This window comes from Flavobacterium sp. MR2016-29 (genome assembly GCF_015350695.1).
GTDB lineage: Bacteria > Bacteroidota > Bacteroidia > Flavobacteriales > Flavobacteriaceae > Flavobacterium.
In genome coordinates, this window is sequence record NZ_JADKPU010000012.1 from 64014 (window position 1) to 84168 (window position 20155).

16 protein-coding genes and 2 tRNA genes are annotated in these 20155 nt (G+C 33.1%); 11 read left to right on the plus strand and 7 right to left on the minus strand.

The genetic code is table 11. The features are described from left to right. The first annotated feature begins 10 nt into the window (after positions 1-10). The 5 genes from IR010_RS19570 (at position 11) to serB (ending at position 3193) form a co-directional block, all read left to right on the plus strand. Positions 11-415 (plus strand): SRPBCC family protein, encoded by a 405-nt coding sequence (locus IR010_RS19570; protein ID WP_194606040.1) that lies wholly within the window; start codon positions 11-13, stop codon positions 413-415. 56 nt (positions 416-471) lie between these two features. Then, positions 472-879, plus strand: a complete 408-nt coding sequence (locus IR010_RS19575; RefSeq protein ID WP_029273204.1) for a VOC family protein — start codon at positions 472-474, stop codon at positions 877-879. Between the two features lie 2 nt (positions 880-881). Beyond that, a complete protein-coding gene (locus IR010_RS19580) occupies positions 882-1319 on the plus strand; it encodes an SRPBCC domain-containing protein (RefSeq protein ID WP_194570545.1) in 438 nt (145 codons plus the stop codon). A gap of 41 nt (positions 1320-1360) precedes the next feature. Next, positions 1361-1804: a VOC family protein gene (locus tag IR010_RS19585; RefSeq protein ID WP_029273206.1), complete on the plus strand. Its 444-nt coding sequence runs from the start codon at positions 1361-1363 to the stop codon at positions 1802-1804. Positions 1805-1963: 159 nt separating this feature from the next. After that, positions 1964-3193, plus strand: coding sequence for a phosphoserine phosphatase SerB (serB, locus tag IR010_RS19590; protein ID WP_029273207.1), 1230 nt, complete (start codon positions 1964-1966; stop codon positions 3191-3193). Positions 3194-3195: 2 nt separating this feature from the next. Here the strand turns inward: serB and IR010_RS19595 are convergent, their stop codons facing one another. After that, the gene (locus tag IR010_RS19595; protein WP_029273208.1) at positions 3196-3438 is read right to left on the minus strand and encodes a hypothetical protein; all 243 of its coding nucleotides are present in this window, start codon (positions 3436-3438) and stop codon (positions 3196-3198) included. A gap of 174 nt (positions 3439-3612) precedes the next feature. Next, positions 3613-5121 (minus strand): GH3 auxin-responsive promoter family protein, encoded by a 1509-nt coding sequence (locus IR010_RS19600; protein ID WP_194606042.1) that lies wholly within the window; start codon positions 5119-5121, stop codon positions 3613-3615. A 272-nt stretch (positions 5122-5393) separates the two neighbouring features. Between IR010_RS19600 and IR010_RS19605 the strand changes: the two genes are divergently transcribed. Further along, positions 5394-6188, plus strand: a complete 795-nt coding sequence (locus IR010_RS19605) for a DUF2797 domain-containing protein (RefSeq protein ID WP_194606044.1) — start codon at positions 5394-5396, stop codon at positions 6186-6188. 289 nt (positions 6189-6477) lie between these two features. Next, positions 6478-7521 (plus strand): glycosyltransferase family 9 protein, encoded by a 1044-nt coding sequence (locus IR010_RS19610; RefSeq protein WP_194606047.1) that lies wholly within the window; start codon positions 6478-6480, stop codon positions 7519-7521. Positions 7522-7601: 80 nt separating this feature from the next. Here the strand turns inward: IR010_RS19610 and IR010_RS19615 are convergent, their stop codons facing one another. Both IR010_RS19615 and sppA read right to left on the minus strand, forming a co-directional pair. Beyond that, positions 7602-10196: an AsmA-like C-terminal region-containing protein gene (locus IR010_RS19615; RefSeq protein ID WP_194606049.1), complete on the minus strand. Its 2595-nt coding sequence runs from the start codon at positions 10194-10196 to the stop codon at positions 7602-7604. Positions 10197-10368: 172 nt separating this feature from the next. Beyond that, positions 10369-12126 (minus strand): signal peptide peptidase SppA, encoded by a 1758-nt coding sequence (gene sppA / locus IR010_RS19620; protein WP_194606051.1) that lies wholly within the window; start codon positions 12124-12126, stop codon positions 10369-10371. A 280-nt stretch (positions 12127-12406) separates the two neighbouring features. On the opposite strand from sppA, the gene folK reads away from it, so the two are divergent. Beyond that, positions 12407-13540, plus strand: coding sequence for a 2-amino-4-hydroxy-6-hydroxymethyldihydropteridine diphosphokinase (gene folK / locus IR010_RS19625; RefSeq protein ID WP_194606053.1), 1134 nt, complete (start codon positions 12407-12409; stop codon positions 13538-13540). A 64-nt stretch (positions 13541-13604) separates the two neighbouring features. Here the strand turns inward: folK and IR010_RS19630 are convergent, their stop codons facing one another. The 3 genes from IR010_RS19630 to IR010_RS19640 all read right to left on the minus strand — a co-directional run bounded on the left by IR010_RS19630 (position 13605) and on the right by IR010_RS19640 (position 16927). Continuing rightward, entirely contained in the window at positions 13605-15794 is a 2190-nt protein-coding gene (locus IR010_RS19630) for a T9SS type B sorting domain-containing protein (protein WP_194606055.1), read from the minus strand. Positions 15795-15885: 91 nt separating this feature from the next. Next, positions 15886-16431: an RNA methyltransferase gene (locus tag IR010_RS19635; protein WP_194570537.1), complete on the minus strand. Its 546-nt coding sequence runs from the start codon at positions 16429-16431 to the stop codon at positions 15886-15888. 76 nt (positions 16432-16507) lie between these two features. After that, on the minus strand, positions 16508-16927 hold the full coding sequence (locus tag IR010_RS19640) for a DUF1573 domain-containing protein (RefSeq protein WP_029273217.1): 420 nt from the start codon (positions 16925-16927) through the stop codon (positions 16508-16510). A gap of 158 nt (positions 16928-17085) precedes the next feature. Between IR010_RS19640 and mutS the strand changes: the two genes are divergently transcribed. From mutS to IR010_RS19655, 3 genes are all read left to right on the plus strand, one after another. Further along, a complete protein-coding gene (mutS, locus tag IR010_RS19645; RefSeq protein ID WP_194606057.1) occupies positions 17086-19692 on the plus strand; it encodes a DNA mismatch repair protein MutS in 2607 nt (868 codons plus the stop codon). A gap of 150 nt (positions 19693-19842) precedes the next feature. Then, positions 19843-19915: transfer RNA gene (locus IR010_RS19650), tRNA-Gly, on the plus strand. 14 nt (positions 19916-19929) lie between these two features. Continuing rightward, a tRNA-Leu gene (locus IR010_RS19655) sits at positions 19930-20015 on the plus strand. Positions 20016-20155: the final 140 nt, after the last annotated feature.

Below are 20155 nucleotides of genomic sequence, written 5' to 3' on the forward strand. Positions count from 1 at the left end.
TAAAAATAAAATGATTACAGTAAAAAACACAATTAATGCATCAATAGATAGAGTTTGGAATTTCTGGACATTGCCAGAACATATTACACAATGGAGCTTTGCCTCACCAGATTGGCATACGCCTTATGCAGAAAATGACTTGAGAGAAGGCGGAAAATTCAAATCGACAATGGCAGCAAAAGATGGCAGTATGAGTTTTGATTTTGGAGGTGAATATACTTTAGTAGAACAAAATAAAGCGATCAAATATGTTTTAGGTGATGGAAGAAAAGTAGAAATTACTTTTAACGAAACTCCAAACGGAGTAGAAGTTATAGAGAGTTTTGATCCAGAAACTTTAAATCCTGAAGAAATGCAGCGCGGTGGGTGGCAGGCGATTTTGGATAATTTTAAAAGTTATGTTGAGCAAAAATAGGATCAAAGTGGCAAGTTATAAAGGTTCAAGATTTAAAATAACTTAAATATCAAAAAATGACAAAACAAATTTGGCTGAACTTGCCAGTAAAAGATGTGGTGAAATCGAAAGGTTTTTTCTCAAAAATAGGTTTCTCTTTTAATGAAGAACATGACACGCCAAGCTCAACTTGTATGTTGGTGGGTGAAGGAAAATTTGTAGTGATGCTTTTTGAAGAATCATTATTTGCCAGTTTTTCTCAAAACAAACTTACAGATACGCAATCAAGCTCAGAAATTTTGATTTCGATTGATGCTGAAAGTATTGCAGAAGTTGATGAATTAGCAAAGAAAGCAGCAGAAGCGGGCGGAAATGTTTTTGCTCCTCCTGCAGAAAGTCAAGGCTGGATGTATGGTTGTGCTTTTGCTGACTTAGATGGCCATCGCTGGAATGTTTTATATATGGATTTTAGTAAATTATCGTAATTATGGAAACATTAGAATTTAAAATTAGAATAAAAGCTTCGGCAGAAAAAGTCTGGGCTGTTTTATGGAATGATGAAACCTACCGAAAATGGGCAGGAGTTTTTTATGAAGGATCATATGCAATAAGTGATTGGAACGAAGGCGGAAAAATACACTTTCTAGGACCTGATGGTGGAGGAATGAATAGCATAATAGAAAAAAAAATCCCAAATGAATATATGGCTTTTAAACATTTGGGAGGAATAAAAGATTTTAAAGAACTGCCTCTCAATGAAGAAACAAAGGAATGGAGCGGTGCAATGGAAATCTATCGATTGACTCCTGATGATGAGTTTATAGATCTTGTGGTTCAGGTTGATGTAGTCGAAAAATTTATTGACTATTTCAAGGAGGCTTTTCCAAAGGGACTGGAAATAGTAAAAGAACTTTCAGAGAATTAAGAAAATAGAATAAGAAAGTAAACAACAAAAAACAAAATATCATGACATCAGTAAACCCATACTTAATTTTTAATGGAAATTGCGAAGAAGCGTTTCTATTTTACAAATCCGTTTTTGGAGGAGAATTTCCGTATATCGGAAAATTTAAAGACATGCCTAAAGATGAAAATGGCAGTTGTGATCAGATATCTGAGAAAGATGCAAACAGAATTATGCACGTTTCATTACCAATTGGAAATACTATTTTAATGGGAAGTGACAGCAACGAACAATCTGGTGACGTAGCTTTTGGAGGAAATTTTTCAGTTTCAGTTAATGTAGAAAGCGAAGCAGAAGCAGATAGAATTTTCAATGGTCTTTCGGCAAATGGAACGATTTATATGCCAATGAATAAGACTTTCTGGGGGGCCTATTTCGGAATGTTCAAAGATAAATTCGGTATAAGTTGGATGGTGAATTTTGATGAACATAATCCAGCTAAATAACAAATAGAGTTATGTTATTCTAATAGCGGAACATTATTGTTAAATTACTCGAAAAAGCACATAATTATGTGCTTTTTCTTTTGAAAAAAACAAAGATTATTCTTTTTTATCACCAAGAGATTGCCGATTTTTGTCGCTTCTTAAATCAATAAAGATAAAATGGCAATAGAAGATAAAGAGATTATTTTATTAAAAGTTTCAGGACATGATAAAATAGGAGTAACGGCAGGTTTAACAGCAGTATTGGCAACTTATGATGCCAATATTTTAGATATAGGTCAAGCCGATATTCACGATACGCTATCTTTAGGGATTTTATTTGAAATTGAAGCCGGATCTTCTTCAGCACCCGTTTTAAAAGACTTACTTTTCAAAGCTTATGAACTTGAAATTAAGGTAAAGTTTATTCCAATTTCTATTGAAGATTATGAAAAGTGGGTTAAATCACAATCAAAACAACGTTATATTATTAATATTTTAGGCGAAAAACTGGCCGCTTCTCAATTGGCAGCAGTAACTAAAATAATGTCAGATCAAAATCTGAATATCGATTCTATTATAAGATTAACCGGAAGAACTTCTATTGTCGAAAAAGAAGAATACCCGCGTTCTTGCATACAACTATCTGTTACGGGAGAAATCGTAAATAAAATTGTCATGACGGCAAGTTTTATGGAAATTTCAAGAACTTTAAATGTAGATATTTCTTTCCAGGAAGATAATATTTACAGAAGAAACCGTCGTTTGGTTTGTTTCGATATGGACTCAACTTTGATTCAAACTGAAGTTATCGACGAGTTGGCAGAACTAAATGGAGTGGGAGAACAAGTACGCGCCATTACAGAATCTGCCATGAACGGAGAAATAGATTTCAACGAAAGTTTTAAACAGCGAATGGCTTTGTTAGAAGGTTTAAGCGAGGATGTTCTTCAAAACGTGGCTATCAATTTACCTATAACACAAGGCGCTCATCGCTTAATGAAAGCCCTTAAATATTACGGATATAAAACTGCAATTCTTTCTGGAGGATTTACATATTTTGGAGATTATCTGCAAAAAGAACTTGGAATCGATTATGTTCACGCCAATCAATTAGAGATTAAAGACGGAAAATTAACGGGTAAATATTTGGGAGATATAGTAGACGGACAAAAGAAAGCAGAATACCTAAAAGCAATTGCTGAAAAAGAAGGAATTCATATCAACCAAACTATTGCAGTTGGTGACGGAGCTAATGATTTGCCAATGCTAAACCTAGCAGGTCTTGGAATCGCTTTTCACGCAAAACCAAAAGTAAAAGAAAACGCCGCAACTTCAATTTCAAGTCTTGGTCTTGACGGAGTTTTGTATCTTTTAGGCTACCACGACCGATATATTGATATGATGTAATGTTATTCGCGTGACTTTAATTCTTTTTTAATTTCGTTTAAAGTGCTTAAATTAAAAATTAAAATCGGAAGCAATGCAATTGGTATAACGTTAGAAACGCTAAATCCTTTATTGTAAACAAGAAATATATTAATAATGAACAAAAGAGTTAATACACCTGCAAATATGTAGGTAATTGTTTTTAATGATTTTTCATTTTTAAGCAATTCTTCAGTACTTACTTCGCTAAATTTATTGTCTTTCATTTTTGTAAATTTAATTAGGCAATTCAATATTTTAATCGCTCAAATTGATGCAATTTTTAGATTCACTTTTTTTGTTTACGTAAAAATAATAAGCACTATTAGCATCAATCAATAAATATTTTTTCAGTTTATACTGTATTATCTCAACTTGCTAAGATTTTAAGTTTTTATAACCTACATCTCTTTCAACTGCTCCAAATAATCTCTCTGATTCGAAAGCCTCGGAATTTTATGCTGACCGCCCAATTTATCTCTTTCTTTTAGCCAGTCATAAAACAAGTTTTCGCGAGCTACATTAATAACCAAAGGATTTAATGTCATATTGTTTTGGCGTTTTGCTTCATAATCAGAATTTAAAGTCTGTAAAGTTTCATCAAGTACTTTTTGAAAAAGTCCAACATCAGCAGGTTTTTTCTTGAATTCGATCATCCATTCGTGTGCACCTTTTTCTTTGTCTTGCATAAAAATAGGAGCAACTGTATAATCTATAACTTCTGTTTGGGTAACTTCGCAGGCTTTGGCAATCGCTTGATCTGTGTTTTCGACCATTAACTCTTCTCCAAAAACATTAATATGATGTTTGGTTCTGCCAGTAACTCTAATTCGGTACGGATTTAATGATGTAAAACGAACTGTATCGCCAATTAAATAACGCCATAAGCCAGAATTTGTAGTAATAACAATGGCATAATTTTTATTCAATTCAACATCGGCTAAACGAATTACTTTTTCATTTGGAGTTCCAAAAGTATCCATCGAAATAAATTCATAGAAAATTCCATAATCCAGCATCAGTAATAAATCGCTTGAATTGTTCAAATCCTGAATAGCAAAAAAGCCTTCAGAGGCATTATATATTTCGTAGTATTTGAAATCTTTGCTTGGTAAAATTTTCTTGTATTGTTCTCTGTACGGAGAAAAACTTACACCTCCGTGAAAATAAACTTCAAGATTTGGCCAAAGTTCAAGTAAATTTTGATTTCCGGTATTTTCTAAAACTTTGTTCATTAAAACCAGCATCCAAGACGGAACACCGGCAAAACTAGTTACGTTTTCAGTTTTGGTTTCATTTATAATCGCTGCAATTTTAGCTTCCCATTCGCTCATCAGCGAAGTTTTACTGCTTGGTGTACTGCTGAATTCGGCCCAGATAGGCATATTCTCAATCAAAATTGCAGATAAATCTCCGAAGAAAGTATTGTTGTTTTCATAGATTTGAGAACTTCCGCCCAAGCGGAGACTTTTTCCCAAGAACAATCCAGAATCTTCATTATTGTTTAAATATAAACATAACAAATCTTTACTGCCTTTATAATGACAATCTTCTAGAGCTTCATTACTAACCGGAATAAATTTGCTTTTAGCATTTGTTGTACCGCTTGATTTAGCAAACCATTTTATTGGAGTTTCCCAAAAAACACCTTGTTCGCCTTGGCGTGTGCGCTCAATTAAGGGCTGTAATTCTTCATAACTTGAAATCGGAACTCTTTCTGTAAAAGTTTGATAAGAGCTTATCGATACAAAATCATATTTTCTTCCTATAACCGTATTTTCTGACGCAGTCAATAAATTATGCAATAGTTCTTCTTGAACTTCATTTGGATATTTTAAAAAAAGTTCGATTTGATGTATCCTTTGTTTTAGGACCCAAGATGCGAAAGAATTGATAATAGATACGGGCATGAGTGGATTTTATATTTTAGATTGCTGTCCCGAAATCTCGGGATTAAATTTTAGATTTTACGATTATCGCAAGAATCAGGAAATTTAAAATTTGAATATCAATAGACAAATACTAACTTTGTCATCTTATCAAAAATAGTGTTTTTTTGTAAAAAAAACCATTCTATTTATACTAAAGATTCTAATTAAATTGAATTAGAAATTAAATACAGCTTTCATAAAAATAAATCAAATACCTAATCCTGAAATTTCAGGGCAGTAATCTCAATACAATGACATATCAAGGCGTACTTACAAAAATGCAGACTGAAATGGGAAATCCAATTCAATATTATTTGGTTTTCGAAGATAGTTTTCTAAGTATGAATCAGTTGCTTGATAAAGAGATCGAGATTAATTTTATTGGATTTCAATGTCTTAATTGTAATAAAAAGAAAAAGATCTACAGACAAGGTTTTTGTTACGATTGTTTTTATTCGAGTCCGGCAGTAGGCGATTGGATTATGCGTCCAGAATTGAGTACCGCTCATTTAGGTATCGCAGATCGTGATTTAGACTACGAGCAAAAAGTACAATTACAGCCACACGTTGTTTATTTGGCTCTGGCAAGCGAAGTAAAAGTTGGTGTAACGCGCAAAACGCAAGTACCAACGCGTTGGATTGATCAAGGTGCTACGCAGGCAATTGCAATTGTTGAGGTTCCAAACCGATATTTAGCAGGAATAACAGAGGTCGCATTAAAAGAGCATTACACAGACAAAACAAACTGGAGAAAAATGCTTCAGAGTACCGGAGGAATTTTTGATTTGATTGCTGAAAAAGCAAAAGTAGAAAGTTTAATTCCAACAGAAGCTCAGGAATATTTTTATTCGCAGAAAAATGATTTATACGAATTGAATTATCCTGTTTTAAATTATCCTGCTAAAGTTGCCAGTTTAAATTTAGATAAAACGCCTTCGTTTCAAGGAAAGCTAATCGGAATTAAAGGACAGTATTTAATCTTCGAAAACGGGGCAGTTTTTAATGTACGTGGTTCTGAAGGTTACATTGTAACGATAGACGTCTAGTCTGATTTTATCAGCAAAGCGTCTGTTTTTATTAATAGACTGTCTAATCTTTTTGTTCTTTTTAATGTTATTGTTGTATTTTTAACTCTTTTTAAGAAATAAAAATGTAAATATTGATACATTTGATTACAATTTTGTAATAAATGCTTATTGAAAGAATTTACTTTTGCCAAAAAAAAGAACCTAGATTTGAAAAAAATATAGGTCTTTATTTAAAGTAAATTCACCTTTTTTTTGAAGCTGAATGTTCATTATTTTCAAGAGAAAATACAACAAAACAAATACCACAATGAGTAACTTAAAGAAAGTTAATGTTTTTAGGCGTAGTTTAATGCGTAATTTGACCAAGAATATTGGGAATTCTAGTATTAGTAAAAGCGGTCCTATTGATAAAAATAAAATCAAGAAAGTGCTGATTTGCAGGCCTAATAAAAGATTAGGAAACTTACTCTTAATTACACCGCTTATTCAAGAAGTTACTGCAGCGTTTCCTGACTGCAAAATCGACTTATTTGTAAAAGGCACTCTTGCGCCGATTGTTTTTGAAAATTATACAAACATCGACAAGATAATCGATTTGCCTAAAAAGCCCTTCAAAGAATTAATTAAATACCTAAAAGTTTGGACATTAATTAGAAAGCAAAATTATGATATGGTAATTAATGTCGACCAAAATTCTTCTTCAGGTCGTTTGGCCGTACAATTTTCTAGTGCGAAATATAAAATTTTTGGAGATCTTCCAGAAAATGTCAAGCTTCCGTATGAAGATTACGAGCATATCGCAAAATATCCCGTTTACAATTTAAGATATTCCTTAAGCCAAGTTGGATTAGAAGATAAAAAAGAACCCGTTGCATTAATTGATTTGAAATTGTCACACGACGAAATTGCAAACGGCAAAAAAATTCTGAATAAGATTATTAATGAACAGAAAAAAACAATCGCCATTTTTACTTTTGCTACAGGCGAAAAATGTTATGGTGTAGAGTGGTGGGAAGAGTTTTATACTGCTTTAAAAAAGGAATATCCAGACTATAATATTTTTGAAGTTTTACCAGTAGAGAATGTATCGCAAATAAATTTTCAAGCACCGTCATTCTATAGTAAAGATGTTCGTGAAATAGGCTCAGTATTAGCTAATGTAGATGTTTTTATTGGCGCAGACAGTGGTATTATGCATTTAGCGAGTGCTTCAAAAGCTACAACCGTTGGATTGTTTTCGGGTGGAAACCTAAAAAAATATGAGCCTTACGGTAATAACAGTATTGGTGTTGATACGAATACAAATAAAGTTTCCGATTTTATTACTATTATAAATTCTATTTTGCATTAATAGAAATGCACTTCAATAAAATAAAATCCTGCTCGAGAATTACTATTCAAGAGCAGGATTTTTAATTAAAATCAGGATTTTTAATTTTTCTTCTTAAAAATTCCGTTCAATAAATCACTTGCTTTTTTAGTAACTTCCTGTGTTTTTTGTTCTTTTTCTGTTTTTGCAGCTTGTGTCGTATCTTTTGCTTTTGTGTTTTTATTGATTAAATCACTAAGAGCAGAAGCGCCTTTTTGAGTCAGTTTTTCTTTTTGCTGATTCGCTACCTGGGAAGCCAAACTGCTGATTGCAGTTTTCATATCTGTACTAATTTTTGGATTTGAAAAATTTCCTCCAATGACTGCATTGATCGGAATATTTTCTAGTTTCGCAGCATCTGCCGGAGACATTTTTGCAATAAAGGCATTTGCTTCGCTTCCTAAATATTTAGCAGGAACATCAAATTTTAAATTGTAGTTCATTGTTTGGTCAAAACCATGCGTTCCGCCAACAGTTACCTTAATATCTTGGTATTTTATATCAAATGGTTTTACATTTACTTTTCCGTTATCAAAAGTTAGCGCAGCTTTAATGTCGTTTAAATTCAATTTATTCAAATCGATAAATTTAATATTTGATCCTAAAGCATTTAATAAAGTTGAGTTTTTAGAATTTACGGTTGTAGAAAGAAGTTGTCCCAATAAATCTCCTGAAATAGATTTTAAATCTGGAGTTAGTTCATTTGCATCTAAATTTCCGTTCAATTTTATCGTAGAATTCAATTTTCCATTAATGATTCCAGCTATAGGAGCAATTTTTTTCATCATTTCTAATTGCGTAAAAGTCTGTGCAATATCAACTTGATTAAAACCTAAATTCATATCAAAAGTTGGTACTTTCGTTTTTGTAGAAACGGCTCCACTTAAGCCAATTGTTCCTCCAAAAATTGAAGTTTTGAAGTTTTCTAAAGTAGCTTTTTCATCTTTTACGATCAATTTTCCAGAAACATCTTTTAGTTTTAAATTATCATATAAAACTGTTGTGGCTTTTGCATTAATTGTACAGTTTAAAAATGCAGGAATCTTCATTGCTTCCGTTGGCTTCGCTTCTGTTTTAGCTGTTGCAGGCTCACCGGCAGTCATAAAATCATCAACTGCTAACTGGTTCGAACTCATATTAAAGTTTCCTTTAAGTTCTTGTTTTTTAAACATAAAACCATAGAAATTCTCTAAGATTCCGTTAATGGCAATATCACTTTTTCCGGTTGTCGCATTAAATTGCTTTAAGTTTATTGTACTCGGATTAAACTCAACCAAAGCCGTGCTGATGTTCATTGATTTATTGTTTTCATCAGTGTATTTAAATCCTGACAAACTCATTGTTCCAGCATTTTTAATGTTTTGATATTGACTTTTTTCTACAGAAGCCATGTCAAATTGAGTGGTAACATCAGCTTTTAAAATACCAGCCAGTGGTTTTTCCATTTTAATAGGGTAGGCTTTTGAAAGATTCGCTAAATTAATAGTTCCTTTCAAGGCAGCACTTACAAATGGATTTACTGTTATGTTTTTAACATTCGCTTTAGCGCTAAAAACATCTTGATCAATTCTAAAAGACAGTTTATCTAAGTTAACGTATGTGTCGTTTAGAATTCCAGTTTCGTTTATAATTTTAGTGTCAATTACAATATTTTGAACCGATTTAGGTAAGTTCGGATATTGAAAAGAGGCATTATTTGAAGCAATAGCAATATTAAATTTAGGAACAGTTGTATCTGTTAATTGTCCTTTTGCAAAACCAACAACAGTAAAATCTCCAGTTGTTTTCACGCCATTTAAACCTGACGAATAAGCTGACGGAATTAATCCTAAAAAGTTTGTAAATGATGAGGTTGGCGTTTTAAATTTCAAATCATAAATCTGCCCAGCTTCAACCATTTGAATAAAACCATCAAATTCTAAAGGCAATTGGTTTATTAAAGCTTTGTTTTCCTTAAAAGTATATTTGCTTTTATCTAAATCGATTCCTAAAACAGCGTCTAAAGTCAAATTCACATTTTTCATGTAATTCACTTTATCCATATCCAAAGAAATTTTTGCTGTAGATTTTGTAGTTAAATCTAATTTCGAATTGGTAAAATCTCCAGTTCCTTCGTGATTCAAACTATCAATGACCATTTTGATTTTAGAACCCTGATCGATATATCTAAATGTAAAATTCTCAATTTTATAATTCTGGATTTTTAAGGAAAGCGGTTTGCTTTTTTCATCTTTGTCGGTTTCTTTTTTGTCTTTTAAAGCAATATCAAAATTTCCAACGCCATCTTTATTGAAGATAATGTTAATTAAACCATTTTCAGAAGTGATTCCTTGAATGTTTAATGGTTCGTCTTTTCCTTTAAAAAGTTCCTTAATGCTCATTTTTAAATTCAATTCGCCTAACGAAACTAGAGTGTCACCTTCAAAAGGGGCTTTGTTGATGATCACTAATTTTTCGATTCCGACAGTCGCATTTGGGAAATTTTTAAACAAACTTAAATCGGCATCAGCAAAACTTACTTTGGCATCAACACTTTCGTTAATAGCTTCTGCAATTTTAGCTTTTATTTGATCCTTAAAAAAATAGGGAATGGCAAATAATGCGGCTACAATAACCACAAGAACAATGGCTGAGATTTTTAAAATTTTCTTTAACATAGGTGTAGGTTTGAGGGTTTAATTTGAAATTAACTCTTGCAAAAATAGTTTTTTTTGGCAGAGTATGAGATAAATCTTTCTTAAAAATGTAAGAATTGTATGAATTTTTGTTAAAATAAAAAATCCGTTTGAGTCTCTATTTCAAACGGATTTTTTAGTGTTTTATGATAATTTATTTGATGTTTATTTCAAATGGCATCATGGCCTGAACTCCTTTTTGTTTTTGAAGTTTCTTTACCTGCTCAATAAGAAGGTAGTTTTCTTCTCCAATTTCTTCTTTTATAAAAGCTTCTTTCGATTGTGCAAAAGGAAGATTTGATAAAAGATCACTAAAGGTTTTTTCATATTCCGGATAATTCTGAGTACTGTATGTTTTGATTTTAGCAATTTTGGCAGCTTCAGCAATAGCATCATTTAATCCGCCAATTCTGTCTACTAAGCCAATTTTAATAGCTTCAGAGCCAGACCAAACTCTTCCTTGAGCAATAGCATCAACTTGAGCAAATGTCATTTTTCGGCCTTCAGCAACATGCGTTACAAAAGTATTGTAGATGTGCTCAACTCCTTCAAGAGTAAAAGCTTTAAATTTTTCGTCAACAGGAACAAACGGACTATAGTTTGCCGAGTTTTCGTGAGTTTTAACTTGTTCGGTGTTAATTCCTAATTTATTAGCAAGTGGACTAAAGTTTGGCAATATTCCAAAAACTCCAATTGATCCCGTAATGGTATTGCTTTCAGCGAAAATTTTATTAGCGTTGCAGGCAATATAGTAACCGCCAGAAGCCGCATAATTACCCATAGAAACAACTACAGGTTTGACTTTTTTAGTTATTTCAATTTCTCTCCAAATCAAATCAGAAGTTAGAGCGCTTCCGCCTGGGCTGTCGATTCTAAGTACAATTGCTTTAACATCTTCGTCTTTTCTCGCCTCCTGCAAAGCACGTCGCATAGAACCCTCTCCAATAACAGTAACATCTCCTTCGCCACTTGCAATTTCGCCTTGAGCGTAAATAACAGCAATTTGGTCATCTGCAGTATTGGTTAATGCAGTCGTAATATTATTTTGAGTATAATCTGCAATCGAAATTTTATTGTAATCATCATCTCCAGTTACTTTCAATGCTTTTTTTATGGCATTGTGATAAACATCTTCATAAGCTACAATATCGACTAAACCGTTTGCTTTAGCTAATTCTGGAGTTCTTGCCAGCAATCCGTTTGCGATTTCATTTAATCTTGGAAGCGGAATATTGCGGCTTTTAGAAATATCTGTCGAAACGGTTGTCCAAATCGAGTTTAAAAGCGCTGTGACTTGTTCTCTGTTGGCATCGCTCATTTTGTTTTCTAAAAATGGCTCTACAGCACTTTTATATTTTCCGTGTCGAATTACTTCCATATGAATTCCAGATTTATCCTGAAAATCTTTAAAAAACATTACTTCAGAAGAAAGTCCTTTAAAATCTAAATCTCCAGCAGGATTTAAATAAACAGTATTAGCCACAGAATTTAAGTAATATTCCTTTTGAGAATAAGTATTGGCGTAAGCCCAAACAAATTTTCCTGATTTTTTGAAACTTTCGAGAGCATTTCTTAAATCTTTATATTGTGCCAATCCTAATGAAGATTCATCATTTAAGATTGAAATTCCTTTTATATTGTCATCTGTTTTTGCAGCTTCAATTGCGTTGATAACATCGGTTAAGCCAATGCCTTTTTGCTCAGAAAAAACAGTTACCCAAGGATCTTTGTATTTTCCGGCATAATCATTTTGTATTTCTTTTAAATTTAATTCGATAACAGAATCTTTTTTAACAGAAACAGTGTCATCTCCTCCAAAAATAGCTCCGATAAGGATTACTCCGAAGAAGAATAACATAATAAAGACAAAAATACCAATCACAGTGGCGATTACATTTCCTAAAAACTTCATAATTATATTTTTTTAATAAGTAGCAAAAAAGGCTGGTTTGTTACAAATATATCTAAATACCATTTAATTATGTTATATGGCAAATGAAATATTAGTGGTTTTTACATTTTTAAATTCTTAATTAAAGATATGTTATTTTTGTAATAAGTAAAGACTTTTTTTGAATACTGCTTAGAATGTTGAACATAAGAAAAAGAGTTTGAAGTGATTGGAGACTTCTGATTCTTGAGGTAAATAATGTGGTTAATTCTGAAATAGTTTTAGTTAATTTGCATTAATTATGAAATCACAGCACCAAGTCGTATTATCTATAGGAAGCAACCAAGGGAACAGGTTAGAAAACATCGAAAGTTGTATTAATTTGATACACCAGGAAGTGGGAACCGTAATTAAAGTTTCAAAACTATACGAAACACCAGCTTGGGGATTTGAAAGTGATGCTTTTTATAATTGCGCACTGCTTTTGTACAGCACTTCATCAGCACAAAAAATACTAAATCAGGTTTTAAAAGTTGAAAAACAATTAGGTCGCATAAGATCAAATCAGCAAGGATATCAATCTCGAATTATCGATGTTGATTTAATTGTTTTTGATGATGAAATTATTGAATCTGAAAAACTTCAGATTCCGCATCCGCTGATGCAAAATAGAAATTTTGTATTACTGCCTATGCAAGATTTAAAACTAGATTGGAAACATCCTGTTTTTCAGAAATCTATTTCAGAATTAATAGCTAATAGTCCAGACGAAGGTGTTTGTACTGTTGTACAAAATTTAAAAAACCCTTTGCAGGGAATTGCATTAGAAAAATTTAATTACATTGCTTTTGAAGGAAATATAGGTGCAGGAAAAACGACTTTAGCACACAAAATAGCAGAAGATTTTAACGCAAAAACCGTATTAGAACGTTTTGCAGACAATCCGTTTTTGCCTAAATTTTATAAAGACCAAAACCGATATGCTTTTCCGTTAGAAATGTCTTTTCTGGCTGATCGTTATCAGCAATTATCAGATGATTTAGCACAATTTGATTTGTTTAAAGATTTTGTTGTAGCGGATTATCACATCTTTAAATCATTAATTTTTGCTAAAATTACGCTCGCCGAAGACGAATATCGTTTGTACCGAAACTTATTCGATATTATTTATAAAGAAATGCCAAAGCCTGATTTGTATGTTTATTTATATCAGAATTCAGGGCGACTTCTTCAAAATATTAAAAAACGCGGCAGAAGTTACGAACAAAATATCGAGGCCGATTATTTAGATAAAATCAATAACGGCTATTTAGATTATATTAAATCTCAAACCGATTTGAATGTCTTAATTATTGATGTTTCTGAGAAAGATTTCGTAAAAAAACATGAAGATTATCTTTTTATTTTAAATGAAATCCAGAAGAAAATTGAATAATGTGCCAATTAGACAATTTTACACAACATTATCTAATTTCCTAATTGACACATTATCTATTTAGTTATCTTTTTAATGAAAAATGACCTCTCAAAACAGGTTTCGTATTGTCAATCTTTAAGGCATACCAATAATCTGAGGCAGGCAAAGGAATTTTATTAAAAGTGCCGTCCCAGCTCATTCTGGAAGCACTTAATTGGGCTAATAATTTTCCGTATTGGTCAAAAATAGTGACTTGTGCTTGCGGATAATTTTCCATTCCCGCAACTTCCCATAAATCATTATAAGAATCATTATTAGGTGTAAAAAAGGCAGGAAAAACAAGTACAACGAAGTTTTGTGCTGTGCCGCCACAGCCGCTTTTTTCCTTTACGTAAGCAGTTTGTAATCCTCCTGGCACATCGTAAAACACATTTGAATCCTGAAAATTTAATCCATCAACAGAATATTCAAAATAGTCTTGTTCTTTTGTGAGATAAATTACAACTCTGGTTCCGTTTACGTCGATACGATCAATTTTCGGAATCTCATGCTCCTCCACTTTAATTGTTTTTCTGCTGGTACAGCTTTCCGGAGACGGACTTGTAACATCAACTGTATAAGTTCCTCCTGTGCTGATTTCGGTTGTTTGAGTTGTTGCTCCGTTTGACCATAAATAAGTCATTCCAGCAACTCCAGCATCCAATGTTTTCTTTTGAAATTGGCACATCGAAACTTCTTCATCTATAACAGCAGGTGGTGTATAAATTTTGATATTTACTGGAGTACGATTGGTATTGATGCAGCCATTGTTAGAACTTTCTGCATAATAAATTGTTGCCGACGAAAGTATAGGAGTTGTGAAATTATTACCAGTAAATATACTTGTCCCGCCCGCTGCACTTGTGTACCAATTAATAACTCCAACATCTGTACTGGCTTGAAGATTTACAGTTCCAGGACCACATCTTGAAACATCTGAAGATGCTACAGTTGGCGTTGCAGAAGTTTTGTTGACAACAGCAATTACTGATTTACGGTTTGATTCACACCCTGCGTCAACATAATAAGTTGTTGTTGTATTTAGTATTGGGGTAGTATAAGAGCTTCCTGTAGCAATAGGAGTGCCGCCAGTTGCTTGACTGTACCAATTGATTGTTGCGCCAGCAGTTGCCGTTGCATCTATAGTGAAATTTCCTGAATCACATACAGGTTTAGGAGTAAGTACAGTTGTAATTGTCGGAATTGTAATTTTCGTACTTGCAGCTATTTGTAATGGAAGTTCTCCAGGAGATCCGCCATATTCTACAACATATCCTTTGGGCTGGTAGTCGCCACTTGTGTCTCCTGTATTTGATAAATCATTCCAAGAGCCTTTTATTCCCACTCCGGGCTGAGTGATGTGGGCATATTTTTCATTCCCGCCTTGATTGTTAGGTTCGCTAGTATTCCAGAAAGCAAAATTTGGAGTTGATCCGTTTCCTGTTCCATTCCAAAAAATTGTTCCTGCTTCTGGACCAGTTACCCATTTCCAAACACCTTCAGTTTCGGCATCGCTTCCGCCAATCCAGCCAGTTCCCGAAGCCTGTTCCCCAATCAATTTTGCTTCGTCTGCAGATAAAATAGTGGCTAAATATCCTTTAAGGCCATAATAAGTACTGGTGTCGGCAGCATCTCTTGCCGCTGTCCAAGTTATTCCGATACTGGGAACAAATAAATAATAGTGTTGTGTAGATGGTAAATAGTTCGCTTGACCAATAGTGATAGAAAAAGTTCTTGTCCCGGATGCAGTGGCTGATGAATTTGTAAAAACAACATCTTTAACGGCTTCTACAAAATCAGAATATAAAACATCTAATCCAGTTGGGCTTGATAATTTTAATTTTCCAGAGGTAGCATCCCAGCTTGCCACAATAGTAGGATGCAAAGCCGGATTTGAAAGTGAAAGCTGTTCTAAGCCACTAGAATAACCGGATGAAATCTGAATGTAGACTGCTTGTGTTCCTGTTTCTGCAGGATCATGTGTAATGCTAAAATCAGTTACAATTTTTATAGAATTTAAAGGACAGTACAATTGATCTCCAGTTGCCTTAATTACAGGAGGAGTTATCGCTAATATTGTTTGTGTGCTGTTTTTTTTATTCGACTTAAGAGTGTCGTTTATTTTTGAAATTGCAGTTTTATCTAAAGTTTTAAATATTTCATTCGCATGAGATGAATTAAAACTTAAAATAAAGAATAAAATTAATATTTTAAAGAAATTGATACTTTTCATTTTATAAAAGTATCAATTTTATAATAATAAAAAAATATATTTCAATTTCTAACATTTGAACTTAGAATCAATTAGAAAATAACATTTACAGTTACGAAACTGTATTTGGCCAATTTAATTTCTGAAATAAATCCCAAACTACAATTCCGGCGCTGACTGCAATGTTCAGAGAATGTTTCGTTCCTAATTGTGGAATTTCGATACAGCCGTCACAAATAGCAACCGCTTCTTGTGCTACACCATAAACTTCATTTCCAAAAACTAAAGCATATTTTTGATTTTTCTCCACTTTAAAATCTTGAAGAAAAATAGCACTTTCAACTTGTTCAATAGCAAGAGTCAGTACATTGTCTTTTTTTAGATTTTCAATAACTTCCAAAACATTTTCATGATGTTCCCAAGCAACAGTTTCGGTTGCACCAAGAGCAGTTTTATGAATTTCTTTATTGGGAGGAGTTGCTGTAATACCGCACAAAATTATTTTCTCAATCAAAAAAGCATCTGCAGTTCTAAATACAGATCCGATATTGTGCAAACTTCGAATATCATCTAATACTAATATTAGAGGTGTTTTCTCTGATTTTTTAAAATCTTCAATTGATTTGCGTTCCAGTTCGCTATTTTCAAGTTTTCTCATTTGTGCTGCATTCAGGTCATAAAAAAAGCTTCCAAAGATAAGGAAGCTTTTTCGATTATTTTATTTTGTTTTCAGATTAGCTTTTTACAGGATCTGGTAAAACTGTACCTTTAATTGTAAGTACTTTTGTTGGTTGTCCTTCAGCATTAGAAGTAACAGTTACTGTTTTTGTAAAAGCACCAACTCTGTCAGTAGCATATTTTACACCAATAATACCTTTAGCACCTGGAGCGATTGGCTCTTTTGGAGTTGTTGGTACAGTACAACCACAAGATCCTTGTGTGTTTGTAATGATTAATGGTTTAGTTCCGTTGTTTACAAAAACGAACTCACGTTTTCCATCAGCATTGTGAGCGATAGTCCCGTAGTCAATAGTTTCTGTTTCAAAAGCCATACCAGCTCCTTCAACTTTAGCAACTTTAGCTTTTTTAGCTTGAGCATTAGAAGCTGTAATTCCAACTACAGCTAACATAGCAATTAAGATTATTTTTTTCATCTTTTAGAGTCTTTGTTTTAATTATGAACAAATCTATGTAAAATTCTTAAATGTCAACTTAAAAATTTCTTAAAATATTTTAATTTTTGAAGTCTTCTATATGCCACTAAAATATTATAAATTCGCTGTCATAAATTTTCCATTAAAAATACAATAATTTGGCAGCGAAAGAGAAAGTGGTGAAAGAAACACCCTTAATGAAACAGTACAACGAAATCAAGAGAAAATATCCTGATGCATGTCTGCTTTTCAGAGTAGGTGATTTTTATGAAACCTTTGGAGAAGATGCTATTAGAGCTTCTAAAATTCTTGGAATAACACTAACAAAAAGAGGTGCGGGTTCTGAAACTGAAACAGCTTTGGCTGGTTTTCCACATCATTCTATTAATACCTATTTGCCAAAATTAGTAAAAGCCGGACTTCGTGTTGCTATTTGCGATCAGCTTGAAGATCCGAAAATGACTAAAACCATCGTAAAACGCGGTGTTACAGAACTTGTGACTCCGGGAGTTTCTTTAAACGATGAAGTTTTACAATCTAAATCGAATAACTTTTTGGCATCTGTTTATTTTGCTAATAAAAATATCGGAATTTCTTTTTTGGACGTTTCAACAGGAGAGTTTTTAACAGCTCAAGGAAATGCTGAATATATAGATAAGCTTTTGCAGAATTTTAATCCGAGTGAAGTCCTGGTTCCTAAAAACAATAAAATTGATTTTAAAGATGCTTTTGGAGATGATTTTCATAGCTTTTATTTAGAAGATTGGATTTATAAGGAAGATTACGCTTTAGAAACTTTAACCAAACATTTTCAAACTGTTTCTCTAAAAGGGTTTGGAGTCGAGGAATTAAAAGAAGGAATTATTGCTTCTGGAGCTATTTTATATTATTTGTCCGAAACACAACACAATCGTGTACAGCATATTACTGCGATTCAACGTATTGCAGAAGATGCTTATGTTTGGATGGATCGTTTTACAATCAGAAATTTAGAATTATATCATAGCTATAATCCCAATGCAGTTACACTTTTAGATGTAATTGACAGAACGCTTTCGCCGATGGGAGGACGTTTGCTAAAACGCTGGCTGGCTTTGCCTTTGAAAGATAGTAATAAAATAAAAGGACGTCATGATGTGGTTTCGTATTTGAAATCTAATCCTGAAGTGCTGCATAATATTCAGTATCAGATCAAACAGATTTCAGATTTAGAACGTTTGATTTCTAAAATTGCTGCCGGAAAAGTTTCTCCTCGTGAGATTGTTTATTTGAAAGAATCGCTACATGCAATTATTCCAATAAAAACTTTGGCATTACAAAGTCCGCAGGAAGCAGTCAAAGTGATTGGAGACAGTTTGCATGCTTGTGATTTATTACGAGAAAAAATCAAAACAACTTTAAATCAAGATGCTCCTGTAGCAATTGCAAAAGGAAATGCGATTGCAAAAGGTATTAGTGAAGAGTTAGATGAACTGCGTGCGATTTCTACTTCTGGAAAAGAATACTTAGAAGGAATTGAAAAAAGAGAATCAGAAAGAACGGGAATATCGTCTTTGAAAATCTCATTTAATAATGTTTTTGGATATTATATTGAAGTTCGAAATACGCATAAAGACAAAGTTCCAACAGAATGGATTCGAAAGCAGACTTTAGTAAATGCCGAACGTTACATCACAGAGGAATTAAAAGAGTACGAGACCAAGATTTTAGGTGCTGAAGAAAGGATTCATAAAATCGAAACGGATCTTTTTGAGCAATTAGTAGCTTGGATTGCAACTTATATTAAGCCAGTTCAAATGAATGCGAATTTGGTCGCGCAATTAGATTGTTTGTGCTCGTTTACACAATTAGCTGTAGAGAATCAATATGTTTGTCCAGAAATTGATGAAACTTTCGAATTAGAAATCAAAAATGGTAGACATCCTGTAATCGAAAAACAATTGCCAGTAGGAACACCATATATTGCGAATGATGTTTTCTTAGATAGGGAAACCCAGCAGATTATTATGATTACCGGCCCTAACATGTCTGGTAAATCGGCTATTTTGAGACAAACAGCTCTTATTGTTTTGTTAGCTCAAATGGGAAGTTTTGTTCCGGCAGACAGTGTTAGAATGGGAATTGTAGATAAAATCTTTACTAGAGTAGGAGCTTCTGATAATATTTCGATGGGAGAATCTACTTTTATGGTAGAAATGAATGAAACAGCATCTATTTTGAATAATATCTCAGACCGCAGTTTGGTTTTATTAGATGAGATTGGAAGAGGAACAAGCACGTATGACGGAATTTCGATTGCTTGGGCGATTGCTGAATTCTTGCACGAACATCCATCAAAACCTAAAACTTTATTTGCGACGCATTATCATGAATTGAATGAGATGACAGAATCGTTGCCTAGGATTCAGAATTACAATGTTGCAGTAAAAGAATTAAAAGACACTGTGCTTTTTATTCGAAAACTGGTAAAAGGAGGAAGTGCACATAGTTTTGGAATTCACGTTGCAAAAATGGCAGGGATGCCTCAGGTTGTAATTTTGAAAGCACAAAAACTTTTAAAGAAATTAGAGAAGAACCATTCTAGCGATGCTTTAAACGGAATCAAATCTACAAATGATGAAATGCAGATGAGCTTCTTTAATTTAGATGATCCCTTGTTGGAAGAAATAAAAGAAGAGATTTTAAGCCTTGATATAAACGCGATAACTCCAGTAGAAGCGCTGATGAAGCTGAATGAGATAAAAAGAATGCTGGTAAGAAAATAATTTTCATATTTAAAGTTTAGGTTATCAGAAAGTTATAAAATAAGTGTAATTTTTTTTCAAAAAACGCTTGTGTAATTGAATAAATGTCCTAAATTTGCACTCGCAATACAGAACAAGTCAAGTATTGCAGTTCTTACTAGAATTTGAAACGCGAAAATAGCTCAGTTGGTAGAGCGCGACCTTGCCAAGGTCGAGGTCGCGGGTTCGAGCCCCGTTTTTCGCTCAAGACCATATAATGCTCGGATGGTGAAATTGGTAGACACGCTGGACTTAAAATCCAGTGAACAGCAATGTTCGTGCGGGTTCAAGTCCCGCTCTGAGTACTAAAGCCTCTTCTTTTGAAGAGGCTTTTTTTATTGTGTAAACTCAAGTTAAAAATAAATTTACAAAGTAAATTTATTTTTAAGAATCTAAGAATCTAAGAATCTAAGAATCTAAGAATCTAAGAATCTAAGAATCTAAG